Genomic DNA, 9,154 nt, shown 5'->3' with positions numbered 1-9,154 from the left:
TGGTGCTGATTGGTCAGTCGCGAACCGCTGGGGCAAGCCAAAAAGTAAATAAGAAGGGAAAAGCCATCTATTATGAAAAGATAGTTCTTGCGAGCTTGATACGCACCGAAAGATATCATCATGCGAAACTCGCGTCAGCATCTCTCTTCCTCCCCCCCCAGTATACCACAATTTCCCACGTTTTTCTCAAATATCATAGTTCCTCCCCTTGACTGTATAGTGACTATACCCTTTATAATTGGTCTTACGAAGAGGAAAAAAGGAGATTTTTATTGATATGAAACGAATGATATGGCTTATCGTGATGATGATAAGCGTTTTGATAATCGGCGGCTGCACTGCCGAGCGCGCGGTAAAAGAGGGCGCGTATCAGGTGACGGACGTGCGCGGTACGGTCGTAACGATGGAGAAGAAGCCCGAGCGCATCCTGACGATGTCGTTCGATACGGACGGGATCGTGCTGGGTCTGGCAGGCCCCGATAAGATGGTGGCAAGTTCTGTGATACTCGACGACCCCGACAGCTCGAACGTGACGCACCTGACGAAGCGCATCGCGAAGAAGATCACCACGCCTACGGTGGAGGAGATCCTTGCGATGAAGCCCGACCTCATCATCGTGCCCGATTGGGGCAGTATCGAGCAGGTAGAGAACCTTCGTGACCTCGGCCTTACAGTCGTCGTCGTCAAGGGCGCGAAAAACATTGCCGATGCGAAAGATAACGTCAAGATGATAGCCGAAGCCATCGGCGAACCCGAGAAGGGAACGCGTCTTATCGCGAAGATGGACGCAAAGCTTGCCGAAATCAAAGCAAAAGTCGATAAGATTCCGCAGACGGAGCGCAAAAAAGTCGTGCTTCTCTCGCTTATGCCGATGTACGGCGGTATCGGCTGTGCGTTCGACGATGCGTGTAAGTATGCAGGTGTCACGAACGGCATGGCAGAGGCAGGTATCCACATGGGACAGACGCTGACAAAAGAAATGCTTCTTGCCATCGACCCCGATATCCTGTTCCTCCCCAGCTACACGAACCATGGTCAGATCGATGTCAAAGCACATCGCGAAAAATACCTCGGCGACCCTGCGCTCGCACCGATGAAAGCCATCAAAAATGAGGCATTTGCCTTCCCGCGTGAAGGATACCTCTACAACTGCTCGCAGGATATCGTGTTCGCCGTCCAAGAGATCGCCTATGCCGTCTACGGTGACGACTTCCGCTTGGGAAAAGATGAGCATCTTTCGGTCGTAGGAGATAACTGATGAAACAGCTATTTAACTACTATCCGCTCAACGAATACGAAGCGGAGCTGGCGTCGTCGTACGGCTCGCTCGGTGCATACCTTGCCGCCTGCAACTTAGACGGCGCGGAAGTATTCCTTCCGACCGAGTACCATGCGGATATCGCCAAGCATACCGTCGGTATCCATCTGCCGTATCTGCCGCACTGGATAGCCTTCTGGAAGGGTGACGAAGCGCGGCTTGCAAGGCAGTTCGACTCGCGAGAGGAACGGCGCGCCTATTTCGGCGGTGCAGACAGCAGAGAGGATTGGGTCGAGCGCGTACGCGGCAGTATCCGCAGGGCCCTCTGCTACAAGCCCGAATACCTCGTCTGGCACGTATCCGAAGCCGACTCGGGTGAGATATACACGCGCAACTTTCGCTATACGAACGAAGACGTACTCTGTGCGACGGCAGAGCTGTTCCACTGCGTAGATGACCTTATACCGAATGATATTCCCGTCCTCTTTGAGAACCTCTGGTGGCCGGGTCTGACGCTCACCGACAGAAATGAGGCGGACAAGTTCTTTCGCATGATAGACCGCGACTCGGCAGGCATCATGCTCGACACAGGACACCTTATGAATACAAACACCGCCCTCCGCACAGAAGAGGAAGCTGCCGACTACATCCTGCGCACCGTCGATGATCTCGGCGACATCGCAGACCGTATCCGCGGTATGCACCTTCAATGCTCGCTCTCGGGCGACTACGTGACGCACGCACTCAAGAAAAGACCGCGCGGCCTCACGCTCGAAGCCGAGATGGCACATATCGCCGCCATCGACGAACATAAACCGTTTCAGACAGACGCCATGCGGCGCGTCATCGACCGCGTGCGCCCCGACCATCTCGTGCACGAACTTTATTACGATAACGTATCTCATATGCACACCATGCTGACGAGAACACAAGAACTCCTCGGCTTACGATAACAATCGCAACAGAGAAAGAAGGAAGAAAGATGAACAAAAAGATCGCCTTATCCGCTCTCATAGCCTGCGCGCTTGCGCTCGGCTTCAGCCAGACCGATACCTACGCCAATGCTCCTGCCGAAGACGATATGCTTCTTGACAGCATCGTCATCACCGCGACACGTACCCCTGTCGAAGCGGCCAAAGCCAACGCCAACATCACCGTCATCACCGCCGAAGATATCGAAAAGAATCACTACCAAGACCTCTCCGAAGCACTTCGCTCCGTACCCGGTGTCTATATCGCCAACTCTGCACCTGCAGGTTACGAAACCTCCAACTCCATGAAGATCAACGGTGCCGACGAGATCGTCATTCTTATCGACGGTGTCAAGGTCAACTCCGCAGGACAGAGATTCTCCGCAGGTATGCTTCGTGATATGAAGAACATCGAACGCATCGAAGTCCTCAAAGGCTCTGCCTCCGTCCTCTACGGTTCCGATGCCAAGGGCGGCGTTATCAACATCATCACCAAAAAGATCGACACGAACAGCACCACCTTCGGCGTCAGTGCAGGTAGCTATGACAAACGCCAATACTCCTTCGCCACCGAAGGCTACGAAAACGGATTCTCCTACCGCATCAGCGCACAGAAAGATAAAAGCGGCGACTTCAAAGACGGCAACGGCACGACCGTACCGAACAAACTCGATGCCAACAGCATCTCCATCAAGCTCGCCCAAGAGCTCTCCGACAAGCATGAGCTTGGCTTCACTTACGACCAATACCAAGCCGACACCAAGTCGCGCGCTCTCTGGGAAACGTACATGCATGACGGCAAGATCGACAACTACAACTGGAAGATCACCCTTCAATCCGACTTCGATGACAAAACATCGAACTTCTTCGCCTTCAGCAACAACATGTACGACACCGATGTAGAAAACGAATACGTTGACTGGTACACAGGAAACATCGTCCTCGATCACTACCTCACCAAGATCAAAACGCTCCGCATCACCGACCAGCTTACGCTTAACCTGTCCGACAAACACCGCCTCACCACAGGTTTCGAATACACACGTGACACCATCGAAACGGCAGGCGACGTCGAAATGCACAACCGCGCACTCTTCCTTCAGAACGAATGGAACCTCACCGACGCGCTCAAGCTCACCACAGGCATACGCTATGACAACAACTCCGGCTTCGGCGACCATACCACACCGAGCATCAACCTCGGCTATCAGTTCAGCGACAAGACGAACGCCTATGTCGGCTATAACGAATACTTCATCGCGCCGAGCCCGATGCACCTCTATGACGCTTACTACGGCAACAGAAGCATCAATGCTGAAACAGGCGACACGAAAGAGATCGGTATCAATCACCAATTCGATGACACGATGAGTATGTCGGCACACCTCTTCTGGCGCAACTCCGAAGACCGCATCGGCTTCCTCTACAGCACCAACCGCTACGGCAACGTCGGTGACGAAAAAGCCCACGGCTGGGACGTATCGCTCAAAAAACGATTCAATGATGCCGTCAGCGCGTACGTCGGCTACACGCATACCACCATCGACCCGACCGAACAACGCGGTCCGAACGCAGACGGATACCTGCCGAAAAACACAGTCAACATCGGCGTTGACTACAGCGAAAACAAATGGAACGTCGGCGTACAAGGCCGTGCCAACTTCGAACGCACAGGCCCCGCGCAGACAGCGGGCGGAAAATTCTTCCCCGAAGAGACCTTCTGGGTATGGGATATCGGCTTCAACTACCAAGCTGACGACAATACAAAAGTATTCGCCAAAGTCAACAACATCTTCGACAAATTCTATGCCGAACAATCGAACGTCCTCCCCGGCTACGGCTCCGCAGGTCAGTGGTACACCGCACCCGGCAGAAACTTCATCATGGGCGTAGAATACTCCTTCTAAAACAATTGCTCTTACGGTAGAGCGCATGAACATAATAGGAACAAGAAAAGAGCCATGCAGAACGGGACTGCGTGGCTCTTTTTCTGTCTGCAAGCGGTCGTACCATGCTTGGAAAACAAATGAAAAATATTCTCAAAATCTACATATATGATATTGATTCTCAATATCATATATGTTATACTATCCCTAGAAGATGAGTATGACATATATGCGCATCTGTTATTTATGCAGAATAGGATAGGAAAAGAAGGCTTCTCAAACAGAGATGAAGAGATAAGAGCAAGTCGGTATCGAAGGAGGGATAGATGATGAAAAAATGGGAACAAAAGATCACATATCATTGCGCGCCTGTCCTCACAGGGGTGAAGCCGTCGAATCTGGTGATGTTTTCGTGTGCAGAGTGCCGCGACATGTGGAAGACGCTCAATGAATATCGGCAAGAGCTTGGTGAGCGCGGGATCGAGATCCGCATATTCAGCTCGGCAGGGAGAGCCATGCTTTTCATCTATCGTCCGACGATGCTTGCCGAGTGTCTTGCGCCGCCTGATGTGCAGGACTTTCTCGTGCGTCACGGCTACGAGCGCGATATGGAGCTCAAAGCAGCACTCGATATGCTTGCCAAACGCATCGTATCATCGGGCGAGTTTCCGCATGAGATCGGCATCTTCCTCGGCTATCCGCTCTCCGATGTAGAGGGCTTCCTCTCCTCGCGTGAGGACTTTCTCCTCTGCGGTGAATGGAAGGTATACAGCGAAAAAGAGAAGGCAGAACGCCTCTTTGCCCTCTACCGCGATGCACGTCAGCGTGCCGTCGGCAAAACGATCCGTGAGATGGTCAGCTAACAGCTGATTTCATATATCATAAAAAGAACATTACAGGAGGAATCACAAATGATTGCAGTAGTATATTGGAGTGGTACAGGAAATACAAAAGCTATGGCGGAGGCGATCGCGCGCGGTGCGAAAGCAGAAACCCTCGTCGATGTAGATTGCTTGGGTGACTTTGACGCAGCGGCGTACGACAAGATCGCATTCGGTTGCCCGTCGATGGGTGCGGAACAGCTCGAAGAAAGCGTATTTGAACCGTTCTTCGCCGAAGCGGAGATGGTGCTCGGCGGTAAAAAAGTCGCACTCTTCGGTTCGTATGGCTGGGGCGACTGCTCGTGGATGCGCGACTGGGAAGCGCGCGTTACGGCAAGCGGTGCCACCCTCTTGGAAGAAGGCTTGACGATCAACGAAACGCCCGACGACGACGGCATCGCGCTCTGCGAAGCCCTCGGCGAACGCTTGGCAAGTGCCTGATATTGTCCGCATGAGCTGCCCTTTTCGGCGGCTCTTTTTTTTATAAAAAAGGCGTAGCAGTGCGAAAAACATCGTCCGAGCGAGCGTTATCACCTTGGAGCGCGAAAAACGGCGTTTTCTATATGTTGTGTGAAATGAAAAAAGAACTTGCTTTTTCCCACAAGATGATGTATTATAAAAACAGACAGTAAAATATACTATCGCAGTATTATTTTAACCGAGTATAAAAAATAAGAGCGAAGCTTAAAGCAGCTCGCGTATAGGGGGATCGCAAAAATGGCACAAGTAAAAGTAATGGCAGCAGAAGGTATCACGCAGGCGGAGATCGACATGATCTTGGCAAAAGAAGCGGCAGCTTATGAATCGAGAGGCAAACGTCTTGGTGAACTCAATCTGGAATTGGCAGGCGATGAGATCGTCGTTCATTCGTCGCCGGTATCCAACATTACGCGCGTGCGCCGCATCACGGGCTATCTCAGCAATCAGAATAACTTCAACGATGCGAAACGCAGTGAGCTTCGCGACCGTGCGAAACATTGTTCCTGTTCGTAATGTGAACAAATTGAATTTTAAATATCTCCGTAAGACAGAAAAAACACCTTTCCGATGAAAGGTGTTTTTGTCTTTATAAGTTGTTTTCACGGAGAAGATCGGCGAGCGTTACGCTGTCGACATAATGCGCGATCGCCTGATCGAGCCCGATCCAGAACGGTCTGGTCAGACATTCGTCACAGCGGTCGCACGATTGTGAACCTGTGATGCAGGCTGTCGGTGCAAGTGATGTTTCTGCCGCGCGCAAGATATCACCGATGCGATATTCCTCGGGAGCCTTGGCGAGCTGATATCCACCGCCGACACCGCGGAAACTTTTGAGGTAGCCTGCGCGAGAGAGGCAAGGTACGATCTGTTCAAGATATTTGACAGTAACACCTTGACGTATGGAGATGGTCTTGAGCGAAACGGGGCCGTCTGCCTGATGGATCGCCAGATCGAGCATCAGACGAAGAGCATAGCGTCCTTTGGTCGAGATTTTCATGTTTATCAACTCCTACTATTATTATAATACCATTAAAACAGTAGGAAAACAAGACTTATCCGTTCGCCAATCGACAGAAAATCGCAATTTCTTCCTCCATGCGACTTGTTACGGGTTCCCATGTGAGGTGTGCGCCCGTCTGAAGGGCGATATCGTCAAAATCGAAGGTGATGAGAGGGTTGCCGCTCTTGTTGTAAAAGGTCGTCTGATGGAGGCGGTAGGCGATCGCAGTGCCGTCTTGTCGGTACGATATGTGCATGATAGCGTGGTCGATCTCGCGGAGAAGAGCGAGCGATCCGTCATCGCTGCTGCCTGCCTCTTTGAGCGTGTGGTAAATGTTCGTAAGACCGTGCTTCGTGTAGGTCTTTTTGATATCACCGCAAGAGATGGTCGCAGCACCTGCCGGGGTATGCTTGATGGTATCCATACGCAGGTACGTCGTGCTGTTCTCGTCGCGCGTGACGTATGCCCAGTCGGCATGGGTAAAATCGTCATGGACGACTGCCGGTGCGCAGGTCGGCTCCGCAGCTTGGACAGGCGACTTGTCTTGTGAAGCCTGCACAGTGCTTTGCGTGCTTTGATCCATCTCTGCGGCACTCATCTGTGACATCGGCGCGGCAGAGGCAAAGCCTGTACCGAACAGCATAAGTACGATATATAATGATAAGACTGTGCGTATCATATCAGTCACTCCTTTAAGAAAAATAGACTATCCTTATACTATTCTCTCCTGCAAGTACATTTCCTGCCAAAGTCGGAGGAGTAGACACAGTCGTTATCTCCGAACAGAAAAAAGCCTCTACCGTACAGTAGAGGCTTTTCATAGAAATAGGCAAGTGATGCCTTTTTTCGGTACAAGCATAGGCGGATACCGGACCGAAGGAAAAGACATCACTTGTATTCGGTGACAGGGCTTGATCTGCATTCGATGGAAAACAAACCAAGTGAAGGGAGAGCCTTTAAACAACTGACAAATTGCCTTTTGTTTAAAGACTTGTCACCGAAACGGAAGTCTAAGGCAGCTTTACTAACTTACGTCAGCTCATCTGCTCAAGTATATTTTAGCAATAATTGGAAGATATGTCAACAATTATTTTGTAAAAAATTTGTAATTTTTCAAGGAAAAAGGCTGTTGAGCAGAAGATGAAAAAAGTCTTGTCAGAAGATACTGTTTGCTCGTATAATGAAAGAATAGAATCGTAGCAAAAGGACGGGTGACATGTCGAAATGATGACGTGGAAGCAGATGTTTCTCTTTTTTCAGGGACGTATGGGACGGAAGATGTTCGCGGTGCGGTATCTGACATTGGCGGTGATCTCGCATATTTTATGGCTTGTGATGTTGTTTTTAGAAACTGCGAATATGACGTTTATGGTATATTTGTATCCGCTTTTATGTTTGTTTTATATTCCGCAATCATCGCTTGTGGTCAGACGTGCCAATGATATTGACCTTAAGCGGGGTGTGACGCTCGTGCTTCTTGCCTTGTTGTTCGTGCCGAGTGTGCTGTTCGAGTTCTGGACGACGGCTCCGCGCTCGCTCGCGATGCTCAATATTCTGGTAAGCACCGTCTTGGTTGCGTTTTTCTGCTTGAAAAAAGGTGTTCCTTACGAAACCTTGAAGGGGCTTGCGCCCAAATAATGATAATGAGAAGAGGCGAGTGTTCGCCTCTTTTTTTATTGCCCAAAATAGAGGGCTGCGGCAGGAGTAGGGCGCAGTCGAAGGGAATATATAGGCAGGAGGCGATAGTATGCCGAAAAACCAGAATCAAAAACAAAAGATGCTATATATCAAGACTATGCTTGAAAGCGAAACCGACCGTGAGCATGGTCTGTCGATGTCTGACTTGTTGACACGGCTGAAAGAGCTGGGCATCGAAGCGGAGCGCAAGAGCGTCTACGACGATATCGAGTGTCTGCGCGCATCAGGCATGGATATCAAGCTGTCGCGCGGGAAAAAGTTCACATATTATCTGGATTCGCGGCCGTTCGAAACGGCAGAGCTGAAGCTCCTCGTCGATGCGGTGCAGGTCGCCAAAGCACTTACGGTCGAGCAGAGCCGTCAGCTTATCAAGAAGATAGAGCGGCTCACCGGTATCCACGAGGCGAAGAAGCTGAATCGCCATGTCGTGATACAAGGTCGTACCAAGACGGTCAACGAGGACGTATATGAGGCCATCGACGCCATCCATGAGGCGATCCTTGCCGATCGCAAGATACGGTTCGGCTATTTTGACTGGACGGTAGAAAAAAAGAAACTGCTCCGCCATGGTGGTGCACCGTACCACATCAGTCCGTGGGCACTGGCGTACAGTGATGAGCAGTATTATCTCGTTGCCTATGACAGTAAAGAGGAGATGGTCAAGCATTACCGCGTCGACAAGATGGTCGATGTTGCCGTCACAGACGAGGCGCGACAAGGGCAGGAGCACTTCTCCGACTTCCAGCTCGAAGCATACAGCAACCGTGTATTCGGTATGTTCGGCGGCGACGAACGACGTATCACGCTCGAATGTGACAACGACATGATCGGCGTCATCTTAGACCGATTCGGCGAAGACGTCATGCTCATCCCCTGCGGTGAAAGCTCCTTCCGCGTAGCTGTCACAGTCGCCGTCAGCACATGGTTCTTCTCATGGCTCTTCGGCTTCGAGAATAAAGTGCGCATCATAAGCCCTGCCG

At 51.0% G+C, this 9,154-nt stretch carries 10 protein-coding genes; 8 read left to right on the top strand and 2 right to left on the bottom strand.

Features of this window, described 5'->3' with window-relative positions; translation table 11 throughout:
* The first annotated feature begins 277 nt into the window (after positions 1-277).
* The 6 genes from IJN28_01475 to IJN28_01450 all read left to right on the top strand — a co-directional run bounded on the left by IJN28_01475 (position 278) and on the right by IJN28_01450 (position 5,989).
* The gene (locus IJN28_01475) at positions 278-1,258 is read left to right on the top strand and encodes an ABC transporter substrate-binding protein (protein MBQ6712443.1); all 981 of its coding nucleotides are present in this window, start codon (positions 278-280) and stop codon (positions 1,256-1,258) included.
* Positions 1,258-2,211: a TIM barrel protein gene (locus IJN28_01470; GenBank protein ID MBQ6712442.1), complete on the top strand. Its 954-nt coding sequence runs from the start codon at positions 1,258-1,260 to the stop codon at positions 2,209-2,211. The genes IJN28_01475 and IJN28_01470 overlap by 1 nt, the downstream gene beginning before the upstream one ends.
* 29 nt (positions 2,212-2,240) lie before the next feature.
* On the top strand, positions 2,241-4,136 hold the full coding sequence (locus IJN28_01465) for a TonB-dependent receptor (GenBank protein MBQ6712441.1): 1,896 nt from the start codon (positions 2,241-2,243) through the stop codon (positions 4,134-4,136).
* Positions 4,137-4,441: 305 nt separating this feature from the next.
* A complete protein-coding gene (locus IJN28_01460; GenBank protein ID MBQ6712440.1) occupies positions 4,442-4,978 on the top strand; it encodes a DUF3793 family protein in 537 nt (178 codons plus the stop codon).
* A gap of 48 nt (positions 4,979-5,026) precedes the next feature.
* Positions 5,027-5,437 carry a flavodoxin gene (locus IJN28_01455; protein MBQ6712439.1) on the top strand — a complete coding sequence of 137 codons (411 nt, stop codon included), beginning with the start codon at positions 5,027-5,029 and terminating at the stop codon, positions 5,435-5,437.
* Between the two features lie 276 nt (positions 5,438-5,713).
* Positions 5,714-5,989: a hypothetical protein gene (locus tag IJN28_01450; protein ID MBQ6712438.1), complete on the top strand. Its 276-nt coding sequence runs from the start codon at positions 5,714-5,716 to the stop codon at positions 5,987-5,989.
* A 73-nt stretch (positions 5,990-6,062) separates the two neighbouring features.
* On the opposite strand, the gene IJN28_01445 is transcribed toward IJN28_01450, so the two are convergent.
* Entirely contained in the window at positions 6,063-6,473 is a 411-nt protein-coding gene (locus IJN28_01445; GenBank protein MBQ6712437.1) for an Rrf2 family transcriptional regulator, read from the bottom strand.
* A gap of 55 nt (positions 6,474-6,528) precedes the next feature.
* Positions 6,529-7,155 (bottom strand): hypothetical protein, encoded by a 627-nt coding sequence (locus IJN28_01440; protein MBQ6712436.1) that lies wholly within the window; start codon positions 7,153-7,155, stop codon positions 6,529-6,531.
* 545 nt (positions 7,156-7,700) lie between these two features.
* On the opposite strand from IJN28_01440, the gene IJN28_01435 reads away from it, so the two are divergent.
* Together IJN28_01435 and IJN28_01430 are read left to right on the top strand one after the other, a co-directional pair.
* Positions 7,701-8,114, top strand: coding sequence for a DUF805 domain-containing protein (locus tag IJN28_01435; GenBank protein MBQ6712435.1), 414 nt, complete (start codon positions 7,701-7,703; stop codon positions 8,112-8,114).
* A 109-nt stretch (positions 8,115-8,223) separates the two neighbouring features.
* Positions 8,224-9,154 (top strand): WYL domain-containing protein (locus tag IJN28_01430; GenBank protein ID MBQ6712434.1); only part of this gene is annotated, 931 nt, incomplete at its 3' end.

This window comes from Selenomonadales bacterium, from assembly GCA_017442105.1.
GTDB lineage: Bacteria > Bacillota > Negativicutes > RGIG982 > RGIG982 > RGIG982.
This window is presented reverse-complemented; position numbering and strand designations above follow the sequence as displayed.